This is a genomic window from Rhizobium hidalgonense (genome assembly GCF_005862185.2).
Lineage (GTDB): Bacteria > Pseudomonadota > Alphaproteobacteria > Rhizobiales > Rhizobiaceae > Rhizobium > Rhizobium hidalgonense.
This window is the reverse complement of sequence record NZ_CP054027.1, coordinates 3,351,639-3,376,979: the sequence shown is the minus strand read 5'-3', so window position 1 is coordinate 3,376,979 and position 25,341 is coordinate 3,351,639. Positions and strand designations below refer to the sequence as shown.

At 61.6% G+C, this 25,341-nt stretch carries 24 protein-coding genes; 7 read left to right on the top strand and 17 right to left on the bottom strand.

Translation table 11 applies throughout. The annotated features are described in order from the left end of the window. Positions 1–1,980, top strand: a complete 1,980-nt coding sequence (locus FFM81_RS16420; RefSeq protein WP_138385102.1) for a phospholipase D-like domain-containing protein — start codon at positions 1–3, stop codon at positions 1,978–1,980. Between the two features lie 21 nt (positions 1,981–2,001). On the opposite strand, the gene FFM81_RS16415 is transcribed toward FFM81_RS16420, so the two are convergent. The 4 genes from FFM81_RS16415 to FFM81_RS16400 all read right to left on the bottom strand — a co-directional run bounded on the left by FFM81_RS16415 (position 2,002) and on the right by FFM81_RS16400 (position 5,127). After that, on the bottom strand, positions 2,002–2,925 hold the full coding sequence (locus FFM81_RS16415) for a pirin family protein (RefSeq protein WP_003569909.1): 924 nt from the start codon (positions 2,923–2,925) through the stop codon (positions 2,002–2,004). Positions 2,926–3,080: 155 nt separating this feature from the next. Continuing rightward, positions 3,081–3,848: an SDR family NAD(P)-dependent oxidoreductase gene (locus FFM81_RS16410; RefSeq protein WP_003569907.1), complete on the bottom strand. Its 768-nt coding sequence runs from the start codon at positions 3,846–3,848 to the stop codon at positions 3,081–3,083. 89 nt (positions 3,849–3,937) lie between these two features. Further along, the gene (locus FFM81_RS16405) at positions 3,938–4,189 is read right to left on the bottom strand and encodes an exodeoxyribonuclease VII small subunit (protein WP_003545921.1); all 252 of its coding nucleotides are present in this window, start codon (positions 4,187–4,189) and stop codon (positions 3,938–3,940) included. A 2-nt stretch (positions 4,190–4,191) separates the two neighbouring features. Next, a complete protein-coding gene (locus FFM81_RS16400) occupies positions 4,192–5,127 on the bottom strand; it encodes a histone deacetylase family protein (protein ID WP_138385103.1) in 936 nt (311 codons plus the stop codon). Between the two features lie 189 nt (positions 5,128–5,316). On the opposite strand from FFM81_RS16400, the gene FFM81_RS16395 reads away from it, so the two are divergent. Continuing rightward, the gene (locus FFM81_RS16395) at positions 5,317–5,718 is read left to right on the top strand and encodes a hotdog family protein (RefSeq protein ID WP_138385104.1); all 402 of its coding nucleotides are present in this window, start codon (positions 5,317–5,319) and stop codon (positions 5,716–5,718) included. Positions 5,719–5,727: 9 nt separating this feature from the next. Here the strand turns inward: FFM81_RS16395 and FFM81_RS16390 are convergent, their stop codons facing one another. Next, positions 5,728–6,336, bottom strand: a complete 609-nt coding sequence (locus tag FFM81_RS16390) for a 2'-5' RNA ligase family protein (protein WP_025415487.1) — start codon at positions 6,334–6,336, stop codon at positions 5,728–5,730. Positions 6,337–6,462: 126 nt separating this feature from the next. Continuing rightward, the gene (locus FFM81_RS16385) at positions 6,463–6,849 is read right to left on the bottom strand and encodes an ectoine synthase (RefSeq protein ID WP_003569901.1); all 387 of its coding nucleotides are present in this window, start codon (positions 6,847–6,849) and stop codon (positions 6,463–6,465) included. 180 nt (positions 6,850–7,029) lie between these two features. On the opposite strand from FFM81_RS16385, the gene FFM81_RS16380 reads away from it, so the two are divergent. Together FFM81_RS16380 and metG are read left to right on the top strand one after the other, a co-directional pair. Then, positions 7,030–7,917 carry a LysR substrate-binding domain-containing protein gene (locus FFM81_RS16380; RefSeq protein ID WP_128399283.1) on the top strand — a complete coding sequence of 296 codons (888 nt, stop codon included), beginning with the start codon at positions 7,030–7,032 and terminating at the stop codon, positions 7,915–7,917. Positions 7,918–8,117: 200 nt separating this feature from the next. Beyond that, complete coding sequence (metG, locus tag FFM81_RS16375) at positions 8,118–9,674, top strand: methionine--tRNA ligase (protein WP_138385105.1); 1,557 nt, start codon at positions 8,118–8,120, stop codon at positions 9,672–9,674. A gap of 596 nt (positions 9,675–10,270) precedes the next feature. On the opposite strand, the gene FFM81_RS16370 is transcribed toward metG, so the two are convergent. The 3 genes from FFM81_RS16370 to FFM81_RS16360 are packed head-to-tail and all read right to left on the bottom strand — an operon-like array spanning position 10,271 to position 12,141. After that, entirely contained in the window at positions 10,271–10,834 is a 564-nt protein-coding gene (locus FFM81_RS16370) for a biotin transporter BioY (protein WP_025415490.1), read from the bottom strand. 24 nt (positions 10,835–10,858) lie between these two features. Further along, positions 10,859–11,467 (bottom strand): energy-coupling factor transporter transmembrane component T family protein, encoded by a 609-nt coding sequence (locus FFM81_RS16365; RefSeq protein ID WP_025415491.1) that lies wholly within the window; start codon positions 11,465–11,467, stop codon positions 10,859–10,861. Continuing rightward, positions 11,467–12,141, bottom strand: coding sequence for an energy-coupling factor ABC transporter ATP-binding protein (locus FFM81_RS16360; RefSeq protein ID WP_003569895.1), 675 nt, complete (start codon positions 12,139–12,141; stop codon positions 11,467–11,469). The genes FFM81_RS16365 and FFM81_RS16360 overlap by 1 nt, the downstream gene beginning before the upstream one ends. Before the next feature lie 330 nt (positions 12,142–12,471). On the opposite strand from FFM81_RS16360, the gene FFM81_RS16355 reads away from it, so the two are divergent. After that, positions 12,472–13,662: a winged helix-turn-helix domain-containing protein gene (locus FFM81_RS16355; protein WP_003569894.1), complete on the top strand. Its 1,191-nt coding sequence runs from the start codon at positions 12,472–12,474 to the stop codon at positions 13,660–13,662. Between the two features lie 32 nt (positions 13,663–13,694). Here the strand turns inward: FFM81_RS16355 and ribB are convergent, their stop codons facing one another. The 3 genes from ribB to FFM81_RS16340 form a co-directional block, all read right to left on the bottom strand. Next, positions 13,695–14,798, bottom strand: coding sequence for a 3,4-dihydroxy-2-butanone-4-phosphate synthase (gene ribB, locus FFM81_RS16350; protein ID WP_003569892.1), 1,104 nt, complete (start codon positions 14,796–14,798; stop codon positions 13,695–13,697). A 9-nt stretch (positions 14,799–14,807) separates the two neighbouring features. After that, on the bottom strand, positions 14,808–15,905 hold the full coding sequence (gene aroC / locus FFM81_RS16345) for a chorismate synthase (protein WP_138385106.1): 1,098 nt from the start codon (positions 15,903–15,905) through the stop codon (positions 14,808–14,810). Positions 15,906–16,058: 153 nt separating this feature from the next. Beyond that, positions 16,059–19,229 carry a bifunctional diguanylate cyclase/phosphodiesterase gene (locus FFM81_RS16340; RefSeq protein ID WP_138385107.1) on the bottom strand — a complete coding sequence of 1,057 codons (3,171 nt, stop codon included), beginning with the start codon at positions 19,227–19,229 and terminating at the stop codon, positions 16,059–16,061. 241 nt (positions 19,230–19,470) lie between these two features. Here FFM81_RS16340 and FFM81_RS16335 point away from each other — a divergent pair, with 241 nt between their 5' ends. Further along, positions 19,471–19,731 (top strand): DUF1344 domain-containing protein, encoded by a 261-nt coding sequence (locus FFM81_RS16335; protein ID WP_003569889.1) that lies wholly within the window; start codon positions 19,471–19,473, stop codon positions 19,729–19,731. A 259-nt stretch (positions 19,732–19,990) separates the two neighbouring features. Here FFM81_RS16335 and FFM81_RS16330 read toward each other — a convergent pair whose 3' ends face one another. The 4 genes from FFM81_RS16330 to FFM81_RS16315 form a co-directional block, all read right to left on the bottom strand. Continuing rightward, entirely contained in the window at positions 19,991–20,581 is a 591-nt protein-coding gene (locus FFM81_RS16330) for a histidine phosphatase family protein (protein WP_025415494.1), read from the bottom strand. A gap of 21 nt (positions 20,582–20,602) precedes the next feature. Further along, the gene (fabI, locus tag FFM81_RS16325; protein ID WP_003569881.1) at positions 20,603–21,421 is read right to left on the bottom strand and encodes an enoyl-ACP reductase FabI; all 819 of its coding nucleotides are present in this window, start codon (positions 21,419–21,421) and stop codon (positions 20,603–20,605) included. A 122-nt stretch (positions 21,422–21,543) separates the two neighbouring features. Next, the gene (locus FFM81_RS16320; RefSeq protein WP_097534748.1) at positions 21,544–22,725 is read right to left on the bottom strand and encodes a DnaJ C-terminal domain-containing protein; all 1,182 of its coding nucleotides are present in this window, start codon (positions 22,723–22,725) and stop codon (positions 21,544–21,546) included. A gap of 322 nt (positions 22,726–23,047) precedes the next feature. Next, the gene (locus FFM81_RS16315) at positions 23,048–23,506 is read right to left on the bottom strand and encodes an RT0821/Lpp0805 family surface protein (protein ID WP_003588112.1); all 459 of its coding nucleotides are present in this window, start codon (positions 23,504–23,506) and stop codon (positions 23,048–23,050) included. A 65-nt stretch (positions 23,507–23,571) separates the two neighbouring features. On the opposite strand from FFM81_RS16315, the gene pdxH reads away from it, so the two are divergent. After that, a complete protein-coding gene (gene pdxH, locus FFM81_RS16310) occupies positions 23,572–24,192 on the top strand; it encodes a pyridoxamine 5'-phosphate oxidase (RefSeq protein ID WP_003569876.1) in 621 nt (206 codons plus the stop codon). 6 nt (positions 24,193–24,198) lie between these two features. On the opposite strand, the gene FFM81_RS16305 is transcribed toward pdxH, so the two are convergent. Beyond that, positions 24,199–25,236, bottom strand: coding sequence for a polysaccharide deacetylase family protein (locus FFM81_RS16305; protein WP_025415496.1), 1,038 nt, complete (start codon positions 25,234–25,236; stop codon positions 24,199–24,201). Positions 25,237–25,341: the final 105 nt, after the last annotated feature.

Sequence of the window (25,341 nt, the reverse complement as noted above, 5' to 3'; positions counted from 1 at the left end):
ATGGGAACCATTATTGCAGCGCATGCCTATGTCAACAACGAGGTCGCCTATGTGGCCTGGGACATCGACGACAAGATCGATGGATGCCTTGGGTTTGAAGTCGTCCGCGTCTATCTCGACGAGCAGGGAAACGTCTCGAAAAGACTTGATGGCAGCGAGGACCGTGTCACTTGCGCCGCCTGGGTCGCCTTCAAGGGACAGCGCAATCCGCATTGGCTGCCGCAAACGACGTCGCTCTGGCCGGTGCAAAAATTGTCCTGGCGCGACCTGACGCTACGCAAGCGGCGCAACGAAATGAAACGGCGGCCGGACGAGGTTCGCGTGCGTTACGAAATCCGTCCGCTCGGCGATCTCAAGCCGGGCATGCAGGCCGCACCCGATCCGACGCCTCAGCTCGTCGAGATCAACAAGCGGGACAAAGACGGCAGGCCGATCAAGAAGGCTGACGGAACCTTCGAGAAAATCGCGGTCAGGGCCTATGAGGGACCGCCGCGGCCGCTCGGTTATCTCGGCCCGGCGGTCGCCTCCAATCCGGTGCATGTGACGCGCAAGCGTGGCCAGTTCGAGTCTACCTTTACCAATGGCATCCTCGCCGCGCAGTGGCTGCGAAACGTCCTGCTGGAAGATGGGGTGAAGCAGCCGAACGAACTGATCGACATGATCTCCAATCCGGAAAACGGCATCCGCAAATATCTTGCCGGCGATGTCATTCCAATGCTCAGGGAATTCATGAATGCGCCCGGCCGCTTCCTCGTCGCCCTCTACGAACTGGAGGATAGGGAACTGCTCGATCTGCTGCTTGCCTACAAGGACAGGCTTCGCATCATCCTCGCCAATACGGGAAAGGTCGGAGACGATTGGGATGTGCGCAATGCCCACGCACGCCAGGCGCTGATCGATGCCGGCGTCGAGATTCACCATCGGATGTTCAACAATTCGAGCCAGATCGGCCACAACAAATTCGTCGTGCACATCCCGCCTGGCGGCGCCGAGCGCAGCGTTTTCACCGGCAGCACCAACTGGACCGCGACGGGGCTTGCCGGCCAATCCAACAATGCGTTGATCGTCAGGAATGACGCGGTCGCCGCGGTCTATATTTCTTATTGGGAGCGGATGCTGGAAGACAATGCGACGCTGGAAGTTCCGGTCGAATTCGATGACGGCATGCCCGACAACCAGCAGAGCAAGGATTTCCGACGCGCGAACGAGGCGCCGTCTGTTGTCCCGATCGGCAACGGCGCGTCGGTCGAAGCCTGGTTTTCTCCGAACATGCAAAGCCGCAGAAAGGGCAAGGCAACGCCGCCCGATCTTCGAGAGGTCTACCGGCTGATGCGCCGGGCCGAGCACGCCGTGCTGTTCCTCGCCTTTTATCCCGGCCAGTCGGGCAGGGATTGCATCGTCGGCGAGGCAATCGATATTGGCCTCAAGGATCAGGAGCTGATCGTCACCGGCGCCGTTTCAAGCGCCCAAGCCATGCCCAATTATGTCGCCGGCAAGGACAACGACCGCGACGATCCCGACGATGATGAAGAGGCTATCTCGCCCCATACCTTCGACGAGGCGAATGTCACGATCGTCCGGGCGTCGCGCATCGATGACCGACAACTGCTGGCGGATTTCGGTGCTGAGGAACTGACGGCCAAGAAGGTCGGCGCCATCATTCACGACAAGGTGCTGGTGATCGACCCCCTGTCGGATGACTGCGTCGTCGTCCTCGGCAGCCACAATCTCGGCTTCAAGGCCTCTTACGCCAATGACGAAAACATGCTGATCGTCAAAGGCGACCGCGCGCTCGCCGAGGCCTATGCCGTCCACATCCTCGATGTCTATGATCACTATCGCTTCCGCGCCGTCGAGGCGGAATTGAAGCGACAGGGCAAAAAGGGCTGGTCCGGCTTTCTCAGCGTCGACGACAGCTGGCAGGACGGCTATGTCAACCGCACGAAAGGTGCGCTGACGCGCTATTTCGCGGCAGGCTGATTCCGCAAGGCACCGCTGCCGTCAGCCTTCCGGCAGCGGCACGAATTCCTCCTCGTCGCCGGGAACGATATCGAAGCGGCCGGTGCGCCATTCCTCCTTGGCTTTTTCGATCCGCTCCTTCGAGGAGGAGACGAAATTCCACCAGATATAACGTTTCGAATTGAGCGCCGCGCCGCCGAACAGCATCAGATGGCAGCCGTCGCTGCCGGCTTCGAGTGTGATCGGATCGCCCGGCCGGAAGACCAGCAGCTGGTCGGCGGCAAAACGGTCGCCTGCGATGACGACCTCACCGGAGAGCACGTAGACGGCGCGCTCTTCATGCGCTGTGCCGAAGGGAAACTTGGTGCCCGACTGCAGGCTGAGATCGACATAGAGCGTGTCGGAGAAAACCCCGACGGGCGATCTCATGCCTTCGAACGAGCCGATGACCACACGCCCGCGCACGCCTGGCGTTTCGATCAGCGGCATCTCGGTCTTTTCCGTATGGGCGAAGGAGGGATCGATCTCCTCCTTGTCGTCGGGTAGCGCCAGCCAGGTCTGCAGCCCCGACATCAGCAGCGGATGGCCGCGCAGATTATCCGGCGTGCGCTCCGAATGCACGATGCCGCGGCCCGCCGTCATCAGGTTGATATCGCCGGGACGAATGACCTTTTCGGTGCCGAGGCTGTCGCGATGGCGGATCTCGCCGTCGAAGAGATAAGTGACGGTGGAAAGGCCGATATGCGGATGCGGCTTCACGTCGAGCGCCTCGTTGGGCTTGAGGATCGCCGGTCCCATGCGATCGAAGAAGATGAACGGCCCGACGAGCCGCCGCTGCCGCGTCGGCAGGGCGCGGCGCACCTGGAAACCGCCGATATCGCTGCTGCGCGGAATGATCAGATTCTCGATCGCATCACAGGCGAAGGCATCGCCGGGCAGCGGATCTTTACCGGGAAAAAAGGACATGGTTGATCTCCGAACATTGCAGCGCCGCGCGTCTCTGAGAGCCGCGCATAGGACGCTGCAGCACTTTGAATTGCTGCATTATGCGGTAGGACATCGACCACAGATAGTGCCTGGAGTGCGGCGCGTCCAATCGGACCCGCTGCGCAGGCCTAATCTCAGATTGCCGTAAAGCCGTTATCGACGAAGAGGTGGGCGCCGTTGACGAAGTTGGACTCGTCGCTGGCGAGATAAAGCGCGGCCCGGGCGACGTCTTCGGGCTCGCCGATCCGCCCCTGCTGGGCGGCGATGGCGGCATCCGAAACGTCAACGCCGAGCGCCTGCAGATCGGCCACCTCGCGCAGGCCATGCGGCGTGCGGATGAAGCCGGGGCAGACGGCGTTGCAGCGGATGTTGCGGTCGCGGAATTCGACCGCAATCGCCCGGGCAAACATATGCACCGCACCCTTGGTCGTGTCGTAAAGTACCTCCATCGGCGTGGCGGCGACCGCCGAGATCGACGAGGTGCAGACGATCGATCCGCCGCCCGCGGCAATCATCTTCGGCAGCACGGCCTTGGTCATCAGGAACATCGAGCGCACATTGACGGCATGCAGCCAGTCCCATTCCTCAAGCGTCGTTTCGAGGAAGGGTTTGATGACGATGGTGCCGGCATGGTTGAAGAGCACGGTCACCGCGCCGTAGCGTTCCTCGACGCCCGCCACGGCGGTGTTGACGGCGGCTTCGTCGGAGACATCGGCCGTCCAGGAGTCGGCCTCGCCGCCGGCGTCACGGATCTGCTTGACGGTCTCGGCGGCTGCTTCGCCATTGCGGTCGATGATCGCGACACGCGCGCCTTCCGCCGCAAACAGCTTCGAGGCGGCACCGCCCATGCCGGTCGCGCCGCCCGAAATAATGGCGACCTTGCCCTTCAATCTGTCCGTCATGTGTCTGTCCCCTCAACATTCTGGAAGGGGATCATAGATCGGTCGCAAGCCGAACGCCAAGCGTCTTCGAAGAGGCGTTTCGCTGCGCCTCAGGCTCCGTCGAGCGGCTCGACGCCCTGCGGCTTGCCGGCGCGGTCGAGCCTGATTTTCTCGATGCGGTTTTCGGCGGCCGAAAGCAGCGTTTCGCAGTGTTTCTTCAGCGCTTCGCCGCGCTCATAGATCTCGATCGATTCATCCAGCGCCACATCGCCGCGTTCCAGCCGGGCGACGATGCTTTCGAGTTCGGCGACCGCCTTTTCGAAGGAAAGGCCCGATACTTCAGGCTTGGCGCTGTCAGTCATTCTCAACCCTTCATCATTCGCAGAATATGCATGCCCGCCGATTCGGCGAGGCCTTCGAGATCATAACCACCTTCGAGCAGGCTGACGACCCGGTTCTTGGCGTGACGGTCGGCCAGTTCGAGCACGCGCCCGGTCGCCCAGTCGAAATCCTCGCCGGTCAGGTTGATCTGCGCCAGCGGGTCGCGGTGATGCGCATCGAAACCGGCGGAGATGATGATGAGATCCGGCCGGAAATCGGCAACGGCTGGCAACACGCGCGATTTGAATGCCTCGCGGAAATGGTCGCTGCCGACATTCGGCGAAAGCGGCGCATTGACGATGGTGTTGTGTTTGCCCTTCTCGTCTTTGGCGCCGCTGCCGGGATACAGCGGCATCTGATGCGTCGAGCAAAACAGCACCGAGGGATCGTCCCAGAAAATATCCTGGGTGCCGTTGCCATGGTGCACGTCCCAGTCGATGATGGCGACGCGCTCGGCGCCATGTCTCTTCTGCGCATGGCGGGCGGCGATCGCCGCATTGTTGAAGAAGCAGAAACCCATCGCCGTCATCTTCTCGGCATGGTGCCCGGGCGGGCGGGCGGCGACGAAAACATTGTCGGCGGCGCCGGAGAAGACGTCGTCCACCGCCGCCATCGCGCCGCCGATGCCGGTCAATGCGGCCTGCAGGCTCCTGGCGCTGGCATAGGTGTCGGCTTCCAGCTGGTTGATCCGATCCTCTTCCTCGGGAATCTCCCGCATCACGGCGGCAAGATGTTCCTCCGGATGCGCCAGCAGCACCGAATCTTCGCTCGCCCGCGGCGCCTGCCGGCGCTCCAGTCGCTCGAAATTCGGATGTTCCAGCGCGACGTTAATGGCGCGGATCCTGTCCGATCGCTCCGGATGGCCGGCGGGCGTCACATGTTCCAGGAAGATCGGATGTTCGTAAAGACGGGTGCTCATGGAGACACTCTATCGGTCACTTATGTCATGTTCCACAGCAGATGGGGCATCGGCTGATGATTTCAACAAGCGCTGTCGCCACGCCTTCCGACTGTCCGCCGCATTGCAATTCCGGTCATTTGCGGCGTTTACTTCAACGAACGCCGTCGCTACTGTCGTTGACGGGGAATTTTGTAGGCAGAGTTGTTGATGAACCAGTCGAAACGCCCTGGGGTGGCGGAAATACACGTGCCGTTTCGCGATGTCGATATGACCGGCCAGATGTTTCTGGGCTCCTATATTTCCTACGCCGAGTCCGTCATTGCGAGCTTCTGGTCGTCGCGGCCCGATGTGGAGGACGAACCAAAATACAGCGCCACCAAGATTTCCTGCATTCTCCATCGCCCGCTGCACTACGACGAGCCGGCCATCTTCACTGCGGCCGTCGACAAGATCGGTGTTCGCTCCATCGGCTTCCTCGTCTCGATCGACACCGGCGGGGAGCGGGCCGCCGAGGTGGAGATCATCTGGCAGGCCCGCGCGGGGGAGGATCAGCTGCCAGTGTCTTTGCCGGAGGAGACCCGGGACTGGCTCTACGGTTTTCTGGATTAGAGCCCGTGATCAGGATTTGCCGCGCATCAGAGGTTGGCTGAGTATATTGATCTCGACGTTTGGATAAACCCGCTCTTCCAGCAGGGTGAGGGATCCAGCCCGCACTCTGATGGGTAAACAACCCACGTCGAAGCTTACCGCCGGCACCGGCTCTTCGGCGAAAAACCTGAACAGTGTCATATGCGCTATGCGGGGCGGGATTGGACGCCACTCGTCGAAACAGATGGCCTGTGAAATGGCCGAGCGAAGCCTGCGCAATGCCGCCGGCTCCTCGGCTTTTACGAAGACAGCAGCTTCCGAAGCCGCCACCTCGTGAAAATGAAGTTCAAACGGCGGGGTCTCGTCGATCAATCTCTCGACGATTTCCATCCATCTTTCCCCGTTCCGCTTCCAGATCTCCTCGTTCGCTATGCTGAATTGGGCCGCGGCCTTGACCAGACTGACGACCGTCATATGCAGGCTTGTGGCCGGGACGCGTGCGAGGGCCGCGGCGCTGTCTCGCTCGACACTGTCTTGCAAGGCGCAGAGCTTTGACAGCGCCTCGCGATCGGGAAGAAACTGCAGGTGAAATGCGCAACAGCGCTTGAACCACAGCGTGTCGATCTTCGTGCGGATCACGGCAGCAGGCCCTTCCACCAAACGTGGGCACGCCGCACCGACAGCGTGCAATTCCGATGCTTGCTATCACAGTGCCAAACTGTTCGCCAAGAATGGCAGACGCCTGCCGGAGATCGGTTGCTCGACTCAGTATTCGGAACCGCTTCTGTTGTTCAAATCGTGACGTTCCGTGCCTTTCAGTGGTGGATTGAAGACGCTGACGAGAATGAGGTCCTTGTCCTTGCCGCCCCGCAAATAGTGGCGGTCATGTTTATCGAGCACGTAGATGTCGCCGACGCGGATGGGAAAGACATTGCCGTCCATATCCTCTACCTCGCCTTCTCCCTGGATGCAGTAGCAGGCCTCCAGATGGTTGCGGTACTGCAGCAATGCCTGCGTGTTGGCGCGAACGACCGTGTGGCAGACGGTGAATCCCATCCCGTCATCATTCGTCAGCAGGCGATGGCTTGTGCCATTGCCCCAATCGACGAAGCGTTCGGTCTCTTCCACTTCTCTCAGACTTCTCACAAACATGTGCTTTCTCCGGAATGACGGGGATGTTTTCGATCATCCATGATCCATTAGGCACTGGAATCCACACCTGCTTCAAATGATGAAAATTGAGAATAATGTTAGAATAAGTTACAGGTATAAATTGGAACTTCGTTTCTAGCGGATCAAAGCACGTGCCGGTCATGTGAGGAATTCGAACATATGCAACTGCCGCCACTGAACGCCTTGAGGGCCTTCGAAGCGACTGCCAGGCTGATGAGCCTGTCAAAGGCTGGAGACGAACTGCATGTGACCCACGCGGCGATCAGTCATCAGCTCAAACATCTGGAGGCGTGGCTGGGACGCAAGCTGCTGCAAAAATCCGGGCGCGGCGTCGCGCTGACCCCGGCGGGCAGCGAATATTATCTGGCCGTCTCGGGCTCTCTGGCAGCCATCGCCCATGCAACGGGCAATATGCGCCGAGACCACAATATGCGTTCGATCACTGTCGGATGCATTCCTTCGATCGCGTCGCGCTGGCTGGTTCCCGCACTGCCGTCTTTCCGCGAGAGCAATCCCGATCTCGATGTCAGGATCGTCTATGCAAAAGCGGAAGAGCGCTTCGATGACGAAAGCCTGGATGTTCTGATTACCATGGGAGAAGACCTGTCGGGCGGACGGGAGAGCCGGCTGCTTTTCTCCCGCCGCAACCAGCCGGTGGCCAGCGTTCATTATCTTTTCAAGCGGAACTGGACTGTCGACAGCGTTGCCTTTGCAGCCGCCGACCTGCTGCACGACGAATCCGTGGACGGCTGGAAAGAATGGTTCCGAAAAACTGACGTAAAGGCGCCGGAGCCGGTTCGCGGGCCGATATTTCAGGACTTCAATATGCTTGCCACGGCGGTGATAGCCGGACATGGGGTCGCATTATGCCCGGTCGAAGTGTTTCGGCGAGAGATCGATCGTGGCGACCTCGTCGTGCTTTCGGATATCTCGACGGCGGAGACCCAGGGATATTACCTGATCACCAGTTCCTGGGCGAAAAAGCCGGTGCGTCGTTTTACGGAGTGGTTTACGAAGGAATGCCGATCGGATGCCGCCGATCATTGAAGCGCGCTTGTTCGAAAGTGCCCTTCATGCTAGAAAAATGATATGGACAACACCCTGATCAGCACTTTCGTGATGATGATGCCGCGCTCATAGCGTGGCGGGTTTCGTGCGTCCAGATGCACCAGCGACCGCCTTCGAGGCGGTCTTTTCATGGGTCGATCCGTCTCGCGGGCAACAATAGCCTTCGAAAGGAAACGCCGATGAACAAGATCTACGTCACCACCTCGATCCCCTATGTCAATGCCGCGCCGCATGTGGGCTTCGCCCTCGAACTCGTCCAGGCCGATGCCTATGCCCGCCATTTCAGGCTTCTCGGTCACGACGTCAGGTTTCAGTGTGGAACCGACGACAACAGCCTGAAGAATGTCAGGGCGGCGGAAGCCGCGGGACTGCAGGTGAGGGCCTTCGTCAATGCCAATGCCGACAGGTTCGAGGCTCTGGGCGGCCGGCTCGATCTCTCCAACCAGGAATTCGTCCGCACCTCACGCGATCCAAGGCATGTCGCCTGCGTCCACGCCTTGTGGCGGGCTTGCGCTGAAAACGGCGACCTCTATCGCCGAGCCTATGAGGGCCTCTACTGCGTCGGCTGCGAGCAATTCTACGAACCGTCGGAACTCGATGACGGGCGCTGCCCCGAACATGGGGTCGCTCTCGAGATCGTCCGAGAGGAGAACTGGTTCTTCCGTCTCTCCCGATATGGCGGCCGGCTGCTCGAACTCGTCGAGACTGGTGAATTTCGCATCGTTCCCGCCCATCGGCGCAATGAAATCCTTTCCTTGCTGCGGCGGGGCCTCACCGACATCAGCGTGTCGCGCAGCGCCGAACGGGCGCGAGGCTGGGGCGTTCCGGTTCCCGAGGGAGATGGCCCCGATGCGGGTGAAGTCGTCTATGTCTGGTTCGATGCCCTGGCGAACTATCTTACAGGCCTGGGGCACGGGTCCGACGAAGCGCTGGTTCAGCGCTATTGGAACGGCGCAGAACGCATCCACGTCGTCGGCAAGGGCATCTCCAAATTCCACGCCATCTACTGGCCGGCCATCCTGCTGTCGGCCGGCCTGCCACCGCCATCATTGCTTCTCGTGCACGGTTACGTCACGGTCGACGGCAGGAAGATCGGCAAGTCGGCCGGCAACGGCATCGATCCGGAAGGCATCATCGACGCCTACGGAACGCCGGACGCGCTGCGCTATTATCTGCTCCGGCATATCCGCTCGGGAGACGATGGCGATTTCTCGGCCGAGCGTCTGGAAGCCGCATGGTCGGGCGAGCTCGCGGGCCAGCTCGGCAATCTCGCCAATCGGGTGCTTGCCCTTCTAGATCAGTCGTTCGCCGGCATCGTACCGCCGGTGCCGGATACCGAGTTCGTGCAGCAGGCTCACCGCCTTCCGGGGAAGGTATCGGCGGCGTTCGATGCCTACGAGCTCCATGTCGGCCTCGCCGACATTTTCGAGTTTATCGGCGAGGCGAACCGGCGGTTTACAAAATGCGCACCATGGGTGGATGCGAAAGCGCTGCTTGGCGATCCCGTTCCGGAGGATCGCCAAGCGACCTTCGAACGTCTTGGTGCTGGCCTGGCCGAGCAGGTCTACGGCCTTGCGATCATTGCTCGCTGCCTCCTCCCATTCCTGCCGGCCGCGGCCGCAACGCTGCATTCCAGGCTGGGAATAGCGTCTCGCCTCTATCGGGATCAGCTGATCGTGAGCGGGGTCAAAGCCGCCCCGCAAGCGGTGCTCTTTCCGCAAAGAGCGGTTGCCTGAGCGTAAGCGGCCCGAGAGAAAATATTCTGCGCTGTAGGCCGGCAGCGCAGAAGAGTGTCATGAAAGTTTCATATTGGGGCCATTGCCGGTATCGCGATAATAATCTACTATTTTAATCAGGAAGCAAGATTTCCTGAAACAAAACGAAAGGATATTGATTGGATACATTTTTCTCGGATGGTGTGCTCTTCGCATGCTTCATCCTGTTTTGTGCCCTGATGATCATGGGCAGCAAGCACAAGTCGGGCAGCTCTGGCGACGGCGGTGGAGTTGGGTTCGACACCTCCCATGGCGGCTGCGACGGTGGCCACGGTGGCGGCTGTGACGGCGGGGGTGGAGACGGAGGTGGTGGAGACGGAGGTGGTGGAGATTAGATAGCCTGAAATCGATAGAATGCCCGACCGCCTCAAGGCGGTTTTTTGTTGCCCGGATTCCAGGCCATGCCGAGACGGCATAGAATCGCCGACGGACCGTGGACTTGAGGCTCACGAGCTGCGGCGACGGAGATTGGGAGGCGATCGGCGTCAACGCATAATGGCCGCCTTCGAGCCCGAGGCGGCCATTGCGATATCTGTTCCGGCAGGCCGGACTTATGGTTACGCGCGCACCGGCAGCAGGGGATAGCCGACCATGACGGCGCGGCCAAGGAGGGCGGCGACGAAAGCCTTGATCACGTCGCCTGGAATGAAGGCCATCGAGCCGACAAAGGCCTTGGTGAAGCCGAGACCGGCGACGGTTGCGAGATAGGTGATGCCGAAGGCATAGAGCACGACGATGCCGCCGGCCATGGCGGTGAGGAAGAAGCTCACCGTCTGCACGAGGGCGGATTGCTGGTCGTTGACCAGCCGCTCGCTGAGGTAGCCGGTGACGAAGGCGGCAAAGATCCAGCCGATCAGGAAGCCGGCCGTTGGCGACGCAAAGATGGCAAGCCCGCCGCGGCCGCCCGACAGCACCGGCAGGCCGATGGCGACCAGCAGCAGCACGATCAGCACGGCAATCGCGCCGCGGCGCGCGCCAAGCACGACGCCGGCCATCATGACGCCGAGCGATTGCGCGGTGATCGGCACCGGAATGAAGCCGAGGAAAATCGGCGGCAGCAGGCCGAGCGCCACGATGATTGCGGCAAAGAGGGCAGTAAGAACGAGATCGCGGGTGCTCATCATGACTTCCGTGTTTATCAATCGTTAACTTCCATGCCGCCGAATGCCGCGCGCGTCAATCGCCGCGGCGATATTATCCGCATCCTTGAGCGTCAGGATGATCAGCGGCGCAAGTAGTGTCGTCGGCCGGATTTTCAGCCCGCGAGCGATATGCGCCTCGCGGATCGCCTGGTAACGGCCGACGATTTCCGGCACGAAGCGCAGCACCAGCCCAAGCGCCAGGCCGATGTCGTCGGCCTGAACCCAACCGGTGCGTTCGAGCGGCCGGGCAAGCGCCGTCACCTCGTCGATGAAGGCGGTGATCGAGGTCGTCGCCGTCAGGGTGGCGGCAAAAAGCATCAGCGCCGTCAGCCGCAGTAGCGGTACGAGAGCCTCTTGCCAGGGATGGAAAATCAGGTTGAAGAGCGCGACGACGGCGATCGTCAGGAAGATCGGCCGCAGCCGCCTGAGCCCATCACGAAGCGGCAGGCCGACCATGCGGTAGACGATGGCAGCCAGCAGCGCGGCGATCGAAAGCAGGACGAGATTGCCGGTGACGAACAGCGCGATGCTGAAGGCCGCAAGCGACAACAGCTTTAGCCGCGGTGAAATCCGGTGCATCACGCTGTTGCCTTCGACATAGAGCGATTGCATCACGCAGCGATCTCCCGGTAGCGGGCGATTGCTTCGGCCGCCGGCGCATCCGCGGCAAGCCGGCCTTCATGAAACAACAGCACCCGCTCGAAATCGGAGATCAGCTCCAGATCGTGGGTGATGACGATGGCGCTTTCGTCAAGCCCGGCGATAATTCCTTCGACCAGGGCCCGGTTCTTCAGGTCGAGCTGGTTGGTCGGCTCGTCGAGGATGAGAATGCCGGGCCCTGTCGCCAGCACCGAGCAGAGGGCGGCCACCTGCAACTCGCCGCCGGAAAGCTCGTGCGCCCGGCGATCGGCCAGAGCCTCGGCGCCGAAGCGGGCCAGCACACCCTCGACCTTCGCCTCGATTTCCACCTTGGTGAAACCGCGCCGCTTCAGCCCGAAAGCGATGTCGTCTTTGACGATCGGCAGGATGATCTGGTTCTGCGGCGATTGGAAGATGAAGCCGACATCGGCCATTGCAGATTTCTCATCACTCGTATCGCGGCCATTGACGGTGACGCGGCCGGTGGTCGGCTTGGTCAGCCCGTTGATCAGCCGGGCGAAAGTGGTCTTGCCCGAACCGTTCAGCCCGATGACGCCGATGCGTTTGCCACTGATGCCGAGCGTCAGCGGCTGCAGCGTGACCCGCATCCCGAAACTGACCCCGGCACCTTCGAATTGTATGTCCAAGCTATTTCCTCGTATCCGGCGACGCTGGAAAGCGCCATCAATGGGCAGATCTGCGAGACCAGCCCCTCATCCGGCTGCCGCCACCTTCTCCCGCTCGCGGGGCGAAGGGACCATGCCGCGACCTCTCCATACTCCACGTGCCGCTCGCAAGGCACATCCCCTCTCCCCGTTTTTATTGGGAGAGGGTTAGGGTGAGGGGCAGCCATTGGCGTCAACTTGCGGGAATGCTTCTATACGGGGACATCGGATTGATGAAAGCACAAATCTCGCTGTCGACAGCCGAGAGCGATATCGGGTGGCTAGGAAGATTTTCCGCGTTATGATGTGGCCATGACGAATCTGCTCTCCAATTCCGACGCCCGCCGTGTCTTTCTTGCTAAGCAGGGGCTCAGCGCGCCACCGAACCGCGCCCTGACCAAGGAGGGCCTGCTGCAGCTCATCCGTGAGCTGGGTTTCGTCCAGGTGGATAGCATCCAGACGGTGGAGCGGGCCCATCATCAGATCCTGTTTTCCCGCAACCAGACCTACAGGCGCGAGCACCTGACGGCGCTGCTCGAAAAGGACGGCGCGCTGTTCGAACACTGGACGCATGACGCCTCCATTCTGCCGAGCGCCTTCTTCGTCTACTGGAAGCACAAGTTCCGTCATCAGGAGAAAGTGATCGTCGAACGCTGGCGCAAATGGCGCGGCGAGGGTTTCGAGGCGGCTTTTGCGGAAACCTATGAGCGCGTCGAGCGCGACGGCGCGATCCTGGCGCGGGACATCAAGGCCGACGGCCATGTCTCCGGCGGCTGGTGGAACTGGCATCCGAACAAGACGGCGCTCGAATATTTCTGGCACACCGGCAAGTTCGCCATCGCCGGCCGCTCGAATTTCCAGAAGATCTATGATCTGACGGAGCGCGTCATCCCGGAGGAGTTCCGTAAGCCGGAGGTGAGCCGCGAGGAATTCGTCGACTGGGCCTGCCGCAGTGCGCTCGCCCGCCTCGGCTTTGCCACCCATGGCGAAATATCGGCCTTCTGGCACCTCGTCTCGCCCGATGAGGCCAAGGCCTGGGTATCAGCCCATCGCGACGAGCTGATCGAAGTGCTGATCGAATCGGCGCTCGGGGCCAAACCGCGCCCCTCCTGGGCCTTTGCCGATTTTCTCTCGACGCTCGACAACTACCCCGGCGCGCCGCCGCGCATCCGCGTCCTCAGCCCCTTCGATCCGATGATCCGCGACCGCAACCGCACCGAACGCCTGTTCGGCTTCTTCTACCGCATCGAGATTTTCGTGCCCGAGCCGAAGCGCGAATATGGCTATTACGTCTTCCCGCTACTCGAAGGCGATAGGCTGATCGGCCGCATCGACATGAAGGCGGATCGGAGGAAGTCGACGCTCGACGTCAAGCGGCTGTGGCTGGAGCCGGGCGTGAAGCCTTCGGCCGGGCGGCTAGAGCGGCTGGAGGCGGAACTGGACCGGGTGGCGCGGTTTGCGGGGGTGGAGAAGGTTGTGCTTTTGGAGGGTTGGCGAGGGTAGCCGAATAGTTCTGCGGGTTATCGCGAACTCCCTCAGCAGATCTCCGTCTTGCTGATCTTGATCCCAAAACCTTCCAGGCCGACATAATGGCGCTCGCGGCTGGTCAGCAGTTTGATCGAGCTGACGCCGAGGTCCTTGAGGATCTGGGCGCCGAGGCCGATTTCCAGCCATTCGCTGTCGCGGCTCTGTGCTTCGGCATGGGCTTCGCGGCCCTGGCTGCGGGCCTTGCGGCCATTGTCGGTGTGGCCGACGCCGACGGAACCCTCGCGCAGATAGACGATGACGCCGCGGCCTTGCTCGGCAATCTTCTGCATATAGAAATCGACCGGGCTGTTCTTGCCGAAGAGATCCTCGGCGACATTCTCCGGATGCAAGCGTACCGGGATGTCGACGCCGTCGCGGATGTCGCCGAAGACGACGGCAAGATGCTGCATCGGGTCCCAGGGCAGGGCATAGGTGTGGGCCTTAGCCTTGCCGAACGGCGTGTCGACGTCGAAACTCGCGCCATGTTCGATCAGCGTTTCCTTGCGCTGGCGATAGGCGATGAGATCGGCGACGGAGACGAGCTTCAGCCCGTGCTGCGCGGCGAAATCGACGACCTGTGGGCCGCGCGTGACGGTGCCGTCATCGTTGACCAGTTCGGAGATGACGCCGATCGGCGGCAGGCCGGCAAGCTTGCAGAGGTCGACGGCGGCTTCGGTATGGCCGGAGCGCATCAGAACGCCGCCTTCGCGCGATACCAGCGGAAAGATGTGGCCGGGACGGACGAAATCGGCGGCGCCGACATTCGGATTGGCGAGGTTGCGCACCGTCAGCGTCCGGTCGTCGGCCGAGATGCCGGTCGTCGTGCCATGCTTGAAATCGACCGAGACAGTGAAGGCCGTCGTATGGGCCGAATCGTTTTCTGCCACCATGGCGTTGAGGTTGAGGCGCTTGGCCTCTTCCCTCGGCATCGGCGCGCAGACGATGCCCGAGGTGTGGCGCACGATGAAGGCCATCTTTTCCGGCGTCGTGTGCACGGCGGCGACGATCAGGTCACCCTCGTTCTCGCGATCATTGTCGTCCATGACGACGACGATCTCGCCGGCCTCGAAGGCCCGGATGGCGTCGACGACGCGCTTCTGGTCGTAAGACATGGGACGCTCCTATTTCAGACGGCCGGACTGGCCGCGGTCGCGAAGATAATGATCGGCGATGGCGCAGGCGACCATCGCCTCACCGATTGGCACGGCGCGGATACCGACGCAGGGGTCGTGCCGGCCCTTGGTGCGGATATCGACATTCTTGCCATCGGCATCGATCGACTGGCGCTCGGTCAGGATCGAGGAGGTCGGCTTGACGGCGAAACGCGCCACCACCGGCTGCCCGGTGGAAATACCGCCGAGAATACCGCCGGCATGGTTGGAAAGGAAGATCGGCGTGCCGTCATTGCCCATGCGCATCTCATCGGCATTGTCTTCACCTGACGTTTCGGCAGCGGCAAAACCATTGCCGATCTCCACACCCTTGACGGCGTTGATCGACATCAGCAGCGAGGCGATATCCTGGTCGAGCTTGGCATAGATCGGCGCGCCGAGGCCAGCCGGCACACCTTCGGCGACTACTTCGACGACTGCGCCGATCGAAGAGCCCGTCTTGCGGATGCCGTCGAGATATTCCTCCCAGACCGGCACGATTGCCGCATCGGGGGAGAAGAACGGGTTCTGGCCGACCTGATCCCAATCCCAGTTGCGCCGGTCGATCTTGTGCTTCCCGATCTGCACCAAGGCGCCGCGCACAGTCACACCAGGCACGACGAGGCGGGCGATGCCGCCAGCCGCGACCCTGGCTGCGGTTTCGCGCGCCGAGGAACGGCCACCGCCGCGATAATCGCGAATGCCGTATTTGAGGTCATAGGTAAAGTCGGCATGGCCGGGGCGGTATTGCCGGGCGATCTCGCCGTAATCCTTGGATCGCTGGTCGGTGTTTTCGATCAGCATGGAGATCGGCGTGCCGGTTGATGTCATCGTCTCGCCGTCGGCGTCGAGCATGACGCCGGACAGCACCTTGACCAGATCGTCCTCGCGCCGCTGCGTCACGAAGCGGGATTGGCCGGGCTTGCGCTTGTCGAGCCAGACCTGCAGCTCCTCGAGCTTGAAGCGCAGCCCCGGAGGGCAGCCGTCGACGACGCAGCCGAGTGCCGGACCATGGCTTTCGCCCCAGGTGGTTACGCGGAAGAGGTGACCGAATGTATTGTGCGACATGTGTTCCCACGGGTGGCGCGCCAAAGCCGATCGCGCCGTTGCTTGAAAAGGCGCGACACTCATAGGCCAAAAAGCCGTCGAGGCAAAAGCCTTTCTTTGCGCCAAACCGGCAGCTGCGGAAATGCTGTTTCCGTTCCTATCAAAGGAAGGCGGTCAGGATGCCAACCGCCATCCGGGTCCCGTCGCCTCGTTGGTGAAATCGTCGAAGGAGAGCGGTCGCGCGAAGGCGTAGCCCTGCAGGATGTCGCAGCCGAGATCGCGCAGCAGTTCGGCATGAGCTGCCGTTTCCACGCCTTCGGCCACGGTCTCGACACCGAGCGAGCGGGCGATCTCGATGATAGAGCGGACCAGCGCCCGCTCCTGCGAGGCGCCGACGATCGGCTGCACCAGCTGGCGATCGATCTTCAGCCGTTTCGGTTTCAGCTTCAGCAGGCTGACGATCGAGGTATGGCCGGTGCCGAAATCGTCGATCTCGATATCGATGCCGAGCGCCTTGATGCGCTCGAGATTGTGCGAGACGACGTCCTCGCTCTCGTCGAGGAAGATCGATTCCACCAGTTCGAAGGAGAGTTCGCCGGGGCGGATATGCAGATCGGCAAGCGATTCCAGCAGGCTGCCGTCATGCAGCCGCCGCGCCGAAACATTGACCGAGACCTTCGGCACGGCAATGCCCAGCGCCGTCCAGCGCATCTTGTCGCGCAGCGCCGTTTCCAGCACGATCCGGTCGAGCATCTGCACGACATTGATCTCATCGGCGATGCGCAGGAACTTGTCGGGGGCGAGCCACCCCTTGGACGGGTGCTTCCAGCGTACCAGCGCCTCGACCCCGGTCAGCTCCATCGTCCGGGCTGAGAATTGCGGCTGGTACCAGGCGGTGAATTCGCCATTGTCGATGCCGGCGAGGATCTCGTCGGCCGTGCGCTTGGTGTTGATGATATCGGCCTGGAGATTGTGATTGAAGAATTCGAAGCGGTTGCGGCCCATGCTCTTGGCGCGGTAGAGTGCGATATCGGCATTGATCAGCACCTTGCGCGCATCGACATGAATGCCGTTGGCAAGCGCCACACCGATCGACACGCCGCAGCGGCAGGAGAAACCCTGAAAATCGATCGGCTGGCGCATCTCCTCGATGATCCGCGTCGAAAGCTCGGCCATCTCCTTATCGCCGACATCGAGGGCGAGGATGACGAACTCGTCGCCGCCGATGCGCGCGACGAGATCGCTGCCGCGGACATTCCTGGCGAGCACCCTCGAGGCATGCACCAGCATCGCATCGCCGGCGGCATGGCCAAGCGTATCGTTGATGTCCTTGAAGCGGTCGAGGTCGATATGCAGGATCGAGAATTTCTGCCGCTGCCGGCGACCGTCATGCGTCAGCTCTTCCAGCGCGATATCGAGCTTGCGGCGATTGGCGAGTGCGGTTAGCGGGTCGTGCAGCGAATTGTGCTCGATCCTGTTTTTGGCAAGCTCGAGCTCGATATTCTTGGCGACCGCCTCGTCCTTGGCCGCTTTCAGCCGGATCGTCATCAGCACGTCTTCGGTGGCATCGAAGGCGATGCCCATGATCTTCATCTCGCCGGTCCCGGTCTGGTGGACCTTGCCGACCGAGCGCACATAGCGCACCGCGCCGCCGTCGACGATCACCCGGCAGACGAGCGTGTGCGTATCACCGTTCTTCTTGAAGTAACGCGCGCTTTCCAGCGCCAGTGCCCGATCCTCGGGGTGGATGCATCCAAGCCAGGTCTCCTCGGTCATGAAGCCCTTGCGTGGCGCAAGCCCATAGAGCTCGTGCATGCGCTCGTTCCAGATCGAGCCGCCGCGGTCGGGCCGTGCTTCCCAGATGCCGCATTGATAGGAATTGAGCGCCAGGTCGAGCCGGCTCGACAGTTCGGCGAGCTCTCCCTCGCGGCTGGAAAGCTCTTCAAGCGCCAGTTCCAGCTCGGCATTCTTGACCTCGCTCGTGTCCCTGGCCTTGCGCAGCGTGTCTGTCGTCTCGGCATCGGCGGTCACGTCCCAGACGATGCCGATCGTCTTGCTGACGCCGCCGGCATCGGTATAGAAGGCGCCGACCGAGCGCAGGTGGCGGATGCCGCCATCGGCAAGCAGGATGCGGTACTGCGCCGTGCAGGCAGCGCCGGCGATGCTGCAGCTGAAGAAGTGCATTTCGGCGATGTCTCGATCCTCGGGCTGGATCGCCGCCAGCCATTCGTCGAGCGCCCGGCTTCCCTCCTGCGCCGGCTTGCCGTGGAGGGCGGCGGCGCGCGCATCCCAGAGCAGGCTGCTCGAATCATCCTGCAGCTCCCAGATGCCGATATTCGAGGATTCGAGCGCCAGATCGAGCCGCTGCGACAGTTCTTTCAGTTTCGCCTCGCGTGTCTCCAACTCGGCGATGTTGCGATTGCGCTCGCCGAGCAGGAGTGTGGCGAAGAAAATCGGGATGATGATGATGCAGCCGGCGGCGGCGACGATCAGGCGCAGCTCGGTTCGGTTTTCAGGTATCGCGTCCCAGCCGCTGTTCGGAACGACCGAGAGTTCCCACTTGCCGCCGGCAAAGCCGATCTTCTGGCGCATCGGCTCCTTGTCGTCGATATCGGACGATCCGAAGAAGGGTGCCATCGCGGCCCTTGCCGGCGAGCCGATATCCCGGATGGCGATCGAAAGATGGTCGAGATGCGGATAACGTTCCCGGTTCTCGCGGTCGCGCGCCGGCATCAGCCCGGTCGCCTCGTAGAACATCTGCTGGTCGATGGCCAGTTCGACCGCTCCCCAAACCCGCCGCTGGCCGTTCTCCTTGACAAAAACCGGGAAGAATATGGCAAAGCCGTCCCGGCCGTCGGTGCTGACCGGGCCATAGAAGCGTGCCGACTGATCGCTGGCCGCTGGCGTCATTGTCTGGCGTGAAAACAGCGTTGCGCGTACGTCGCGGCCGATCTGCTCGTTGCCGGGTAGCCTGGGATAGACGTTGTCGATAATGAAATCCGGTGCGACCGCGATGTGAATGAAGGACGGATTCTGGATCAGCAGCCAGTTGATCTGCCGCTCCATCTCCTCTCCGTTTGCGGCGCTGACGGAGATCAGATTGGCAAGGTCGCGGACCATGCTGAGGTCCATATTGATCTCAGCCATGACCCGGGCGCGGATGAGATTCGCCTCGCTTTCGGTGCGGATATGCAGTTCGCGCACATAAGATTGAGTATTGGCCCGGTCGAGGCCGAAGCCGACCATGATGACGGCCAAGGCGACAAGCGAAGAAACCAGAAAAGAGACGCGGGTATTCTTCAGCACGCGCCGCAACTGCTTGTTGTCGCTCAGCCTGGATAGCAAAATGAAACTCCCATCTTCCGGGCGACTGTAGGGGGCGGGGGTTAATTTACGATTGCCCGCCGGCGATGCCAAAAATCATGGGAAGGGAAAAACAGCGGTTAACACCGTGTCTTGATTATAATTAAAATCCTATTCATCAATTGGGCGGGAAAAGCCATTCTTCCGGGCAATTTTCGCCATATTCAGGAGGCTATCTGTGACCAGTCATGTTCTCGTGCAGCGTTTCAAAAGGATTGTCGCCATGCGTTTCGTCGTCGCCACGCTTTTGGCAACAGCAAGTTTTCTGTCCCCGATGAGCGGTTTTGCCGAGAGCGCCGATGTCGAGGCGACGATTAAGAAGGTCGACACCGCCAATCTGGTGTTGACGCTCGATGACGGTAAAACCTATCAGGCGCCCGAGGAGTTCAATTTCGACGGCCTCGAAGCCGGCGTGAAGGTCATCGTCTTCTATACCGAGGTCGACGGCAAGCGCGTCATCAACGATCTCGATATCGTCAAGTAGGCAACTTTAAGAATGAGGTTTGTGCCCAAAGGCTGCCCCTTACCCTAACCCACTCCCCGCAAAAACGGGGCGAGGGGACGTGCCCCACGAGAGCTCGGTGGGGGAACGGAGAGGTTGGCGGCTTGTCGCTTCTCCCGGGGTCGAGACCCGTGGCTCGACCGCGGTCGGTGCCGGCAGGCGGATGAGGGGCAGACAGGATGTCCCGATTTTGCCTTGAGCTGCTAACGTGCCGCCAGGCGATGGTACGAATTCGCAATCTCTACAGCCAGACGATCGTCCGCTCAGCGGTGTCGATCCTGGCGATCCGGTCCTGCGGGATTGCGCCTTCCGCAGCGCTGATCTTCGGCAAGTCGGAAATCGTCTGGAAAAGCGTGCGGATGACGCCGCCATGCGTGACGCAGACCGTCGGACGGTCGACGGAGTTCAGCCAAGAGCCGGTGCGCCAGGAGAGGATCTCGTAGCTTTCCGCGTCATCGCCGGGCGGAATGAAATCCCATTTCGCGGCGTTGCGCTCCGCCACCCGCTCGCGCTGCGTCGCCTTCAGCTCCTTGAGCGTCGAGCCCTCCCAGTCGCCGAAGGATATCTCGACCAGCCTGCGATCGGTGCGATAGGCAAGCGGCGGCAAGCCCATGGCGGCGCGGACGATTTCCATGGTCGCGCGCGTGCGCTGCAGCGGGCTTGCGACGAAATCGAATTCATCGACTGTGTCGCCGAGAATTTCGCCGAGCGCCAGCCCGTTCTGGCGGGCCTGCTCCAGGCCCGTGGCATTCATCGGAATGTCCTTCTGGCCCTGCAGGCGACGCTCGGCATTCCAGTCGGTCTGACCGTGTCTGATCACGTAGATAAGCACGGTCTAGGCTCCGGGAATGCTTCAGTCCTTGACGACCGAAATGTCGGGGGCGTCGACCGCCTTCATGCCGATGACATGATAGCCGCTGTCGGCATGGTGCACTTCGCCGGTGACGGAGCGCGACAGGTCCGACAGCAGATAGAGGCCGACATCGCCGACTTCCTCGATGGTGACGGTACGGCGCAGCGGCGCGTTATATTCGTTCCACTTCAGAATATAGCGGAAATCGCCGATGCCGGAGGCGGCAAGCGTCTTGATCGGTCCGGCCGAGACGGCGTTGACGCGAATGTTCTGCGGCCCGAGGTCGACGGCCAGATATTTGACGCTCGCCTCGAGTGCTGCCTTGGCGACGCCCATGACGTTATAGTTCGGCATCACCTTTTCGGCGCCGTAATAGGTCAGCGTCAGCATGGCGCCGCCATCCGTCATCAGCTTCTCGGCGCGGCGTGCGACCGAGGTGAAGGAATAGACGGAGATTTGCATCGTCTTGGCGAAGTTGTCGGCCGAGGTGTCGACATAACGGCCGGTCAGCTCGTCCTTGTCGGAGAAGCCGATCGCATGCACGAGGAAATCGATCTTGCCCCAGAGCTTCTCGACGTTTTCGAAAACGGCGTCGATGGTTTCTTCGTCGGCAACGTCACAATGGCCGACGAGCGTCGCGTCGATTTCGGCGGCGAGCGGCTCGACGCGCTTCTTCAGCGCATCGCCCTGATAGGTGAGCGCGACTTCTCCGCCCTGCGCATGAATGGCCTTGGCAATACCCCACGCAATCGAACGATTGTTGGCGACACCCATGATGACGCCGCGTTTGCCTGCCATGAGGCCGGATGCTTGAGCCATATTTCGCTCCCTAGGAATTCTGATCGATCCTGCCTATGGCATAGGCCGCTAATCGGTTCAAGCTTGGCCTGGATCATCAACTGTTAGGTATCGTAACAAAGGGTGCGAAAGTCATAAATATTTCACAGGAACAGGCCTTCGCGCATGCTCCGCATGAGATCGGTGACCTTGTCGTCGGGTTTTTCCCACAGGATAATGCGCAATTCGACGACGAGATCGCCTCTGCCGCCCTCTTCGCGGGGCAATCCCTGGCCGGGGATTTTGATCGTCTTGTCCGAGCCCGACCAGGCGGGGATGGTAATGTCGAGCGGCCCGCTCGGCCCCTCGATGCGCGCCTCGGTGCCGAGCACGGCATTTTCGATGCTGAGCGGCAGCACAGCATGCAGATCGAAACCATCGACCGTGAAGCGCGGATCGGGCGCAATGCGAATGGCGATGACGGCATCGCCGCGCTGCATGCCCGGCAGCTTGAAGCCCTGGCCCTTGAGCCTGATTTCGTCGCCATCCCTCGTGCCTGCCGGCAATGCGAAGCCGATCTCGCGGCCTTCCGGCAGCGACGCGGTGATCCAGCTGCTCTTCAGCACGTCGTCGATCGTCACTGTCGCCGTCGTCACCTCATCGGGTGCTTTTTCGAGGCCCGTATCCTTGGCGCCGGTGAAACGGCGCACCAGGGATGTGAGGATGCTGAGCGGCAGCGGAAGATTGGCGCCGGCATTGGCTGCCGTCTCCCCGGCGTCCTCGTCGCCCGCGGCTTCAGTGGCATCGCCATCCGCGCGCCTGCCGGTCTCGCCCGCTTGCTGGTTTTGTGCCTGCTGGTTCTGGGCCTGCTGATATTGCGCCTGCTGGGTGCGACCCTGCGCCTGGCCGCCGCCGGCAGCGCGCGCCTGGGCGCCGAAAATACGCTCGACCATTTCCTCGGCCGGCTCGGCCGATCCTGCCTGCCTGGAGCCGTCGGCTGCCGCCTTCTGGGCGGCGCGCGCAAGCTCCTCCATCACGCGCTCGGCATTGGCCTGCGCCGCCTTGGCGCGCACGGCGGCCTCACGCGCTGCCTGGCGCTGCTGCATGATCGTCTGTTCCTGCTTCTTGGCTTCCGCCATCCGCACGGCATTGTCGAACAGGCTGCGTTTGCGCGGATCCTTCAGCGTTTCATAGGCGCGGCCGATCTCGGCGAACCGGGCCGTCGCCGTCGGATCGCTTTGATTATGGTCGGGATGGGCTGCCTTGGCCATATTGCGCCAAGCCGCCTTGATCTCGTCTGCTGCCGCGTCGCGGTTGACGCCCAGAATTTTATAAGGATCGCGCATGTCAAACCGCCGGTGTTGCGATGCGGGAAGCCACGTCCTTGCCCGGCATCCCCGTCCAATAAAACTTGTGCGGCGCCACCCGCCACAAAGGCAGGAAGAGCCACTTTCAACGCCGATCCTGCGGCGGAGTTGCTAATCACTTGTTATTTCTGTGGAGAGATGTGGGGTGTTTCGCGGCGAATGGTTAGCTCTTCGCTAAGCATCCGGCAGAAAGCGGTCGCGCATTAACTGTTTGGGAGGGCGTCGCGCATCTTTTCGGGGCGCGCACGCGGGAACGCAACATTTTGGAGTGTGCCTGGGAGGGCTTCGCTTACCCGCCGGATCAGCTCTCCGGCTGAAAGCTCAACAGCTGCCAGTTGCCGCCGCCGACCAAGCAGGTCTTCCCGTAGAATTTGGCGATGCCGACATAGGAATGGCGGGTCGTGCGGAACTGCCGGCACACCTGGCCTGATTCGTTGTTCTCGACGATCGTATCGATGACGCCGGCGCTGCCCGTCGATGCATTCGCCCAGGGAAGCGGTTGACCCTCGAGCCTTTGCACGTCGGCCGAGGTCACGGCGTTGCGCACGGTCATCTCGTCCGACAGCGTATCGGTGCTCGGCGGCGTCTGCGGCACGGTGCCGGTCGCCACCGACCGGTCGACCTTGGCTTCGCTCAAGAAATCCATACCGCCTGCCAGGCAGCCGGAAAGCGAAAGCATTGCAGCGCCGATGACGAAGAACGTGCTGCTGCGTCGCCGCAGGCCCTTTGTATGGCGATATGACTTTGCTATGACTTCCACCCTGCGTCCTGTCCAGTTACCAAAAGCTGGGCGAGTTTTGAAAAATCCGGGGCATTTGAACCAATATGTCGGCAAACGAGTTAACAAGCGGTGACTTTACCGAAAGTGGCGAACCCTTCAAGCTCTTTGCCGAATGGCTTGGAGAAGCGGAGGCCTCCGAGCCCAACGACCCGAACGCCGTGGCGCTGGCAACGGTCGATGAGGATGGTCTTCCCAATGTCCGCATGGTTCTCCTGAAGGGATTCGATGACGACGGTTTCGTCTTTTACACCAATTTCGAGAGCCAGAAAGGCCGTGAAATTCTGGGCCAGAAAAAGGCCGCCATGTGCTTTCACTGGAAAAGCCTGCGCCGTCAGGTAAGGCTGCGCGGCCCGGTCGAGATCGTCACCGACGCCGAAGCGGACGCCTATTTCAAGACGCGGGCGCGCGGTAGCCGCATCGGCGCCTGGGCGTCGAAACAATCCCGCCCGCTTGAAAGCCGTTTCGCGCTTGAAAAGGCCGTGGCCGAATATACCGCCCGTTATGCCATCGGCGAAATTCCGCGTCCCGCCCATTGGTCGGGCTTCCGCATCCGGCCGACCTCGATCGAATTCTGGAAGGACCAGAACTTCCGCCTGCATGACCGCATCGAATTTCGCCGGCCGTTACCGGAAGGCAAATGGGACAGGGTCAGGATGTATCCGTAAGCTGTCCTATTTTCCCATCAGCTTCAGCGGAATGCCGGAGGCGAGCGCCGAGACATAGCGTCGCTTCTGGTAGAAGCCATTCAGCGAAAAGCGCGGGAGATAACCGGTCAGCCGTGCTGCCGGCAGCCCGGGCTGGGTGGTCACCGCAAGCTGAAAGCCGAGATCGCGGGCAATCGCCGCCTCGCGGGCGGTAGCCGCCTCCGGCGTGCCGTAGGGATAGGCGATCGTCTTGGGACGGATGCCGGTCACCGCCTCGACGTAATCGGCCGAAACCTGCATTTCGATTCGCGCTTCGGCATCCGGCAGGCGGGCCAGCGCCCGATGGCTGATCGTATGGGCGCCGAGTGTGGCGAGCGGATGGCTCGCGAGCCATCGCAACTGACCAGGCCCCATGACCAGCTCGCGCGTGATATCGGTCGGCTCGATGCCGTTTTCCCGCGCCAGCATGTCGATTGCCGCCACCGCGCGCGCCTCGTCGGATCGGTGGATATACCCGGCGAAGCGGTCGAAGGCATTCCACTGCTGCTGCGGATCGTCGAGCGCTAAGCGCTCGCTGCCGCGGCCGAAATCGAAGCGGATTTCGCCCAACCGGCGCAACAGCACGGCGAGTGTCTCCCACCAGATGCTGTGGGAACCTTCGGCAAAGCCCTTTGCGACGAAAACCGTAAACGGCGCCCGATGCTGTTCGAACACCGGCAGCGCGTGCTCCAGATTGTTGATGTAGCCGTCGTCGAGCGTGAAGGCGGCAAACGGCTTGCCGCCCTCGGGCTCGGCCAGCAGCGCCGGCACATGATCGAGCGGTACGAAGCGATAGCCCTCCCGCCGCAGCCGCCGCAGCGCCGTATCGAGAAAGCCGGGGGTGATTTCGAGATGCGCATTCGGCTCGAAAGCCTGGGCCACGTGCGGCCGAACATGATGCAGCGTGAAGACCAGGCCGCGTCCGCGCGCTTGCCGCATCAGCCCGGCGGCGGCGATGAGCCAGGAAACCTCGAGCCCGGCGCCGATCGCCGCGCGTTTTGCCAGTCGCTTGAATTGTCCCGTCATGCGCCGTCCGTTGCTCTTTTCCGGGAAACTAGCAAGCGCGGCTTAAGCCTTGCTGAATCCCGATTTCACACGGCGCTTTCATTTCCTGTTAACCAAGGCGATGAA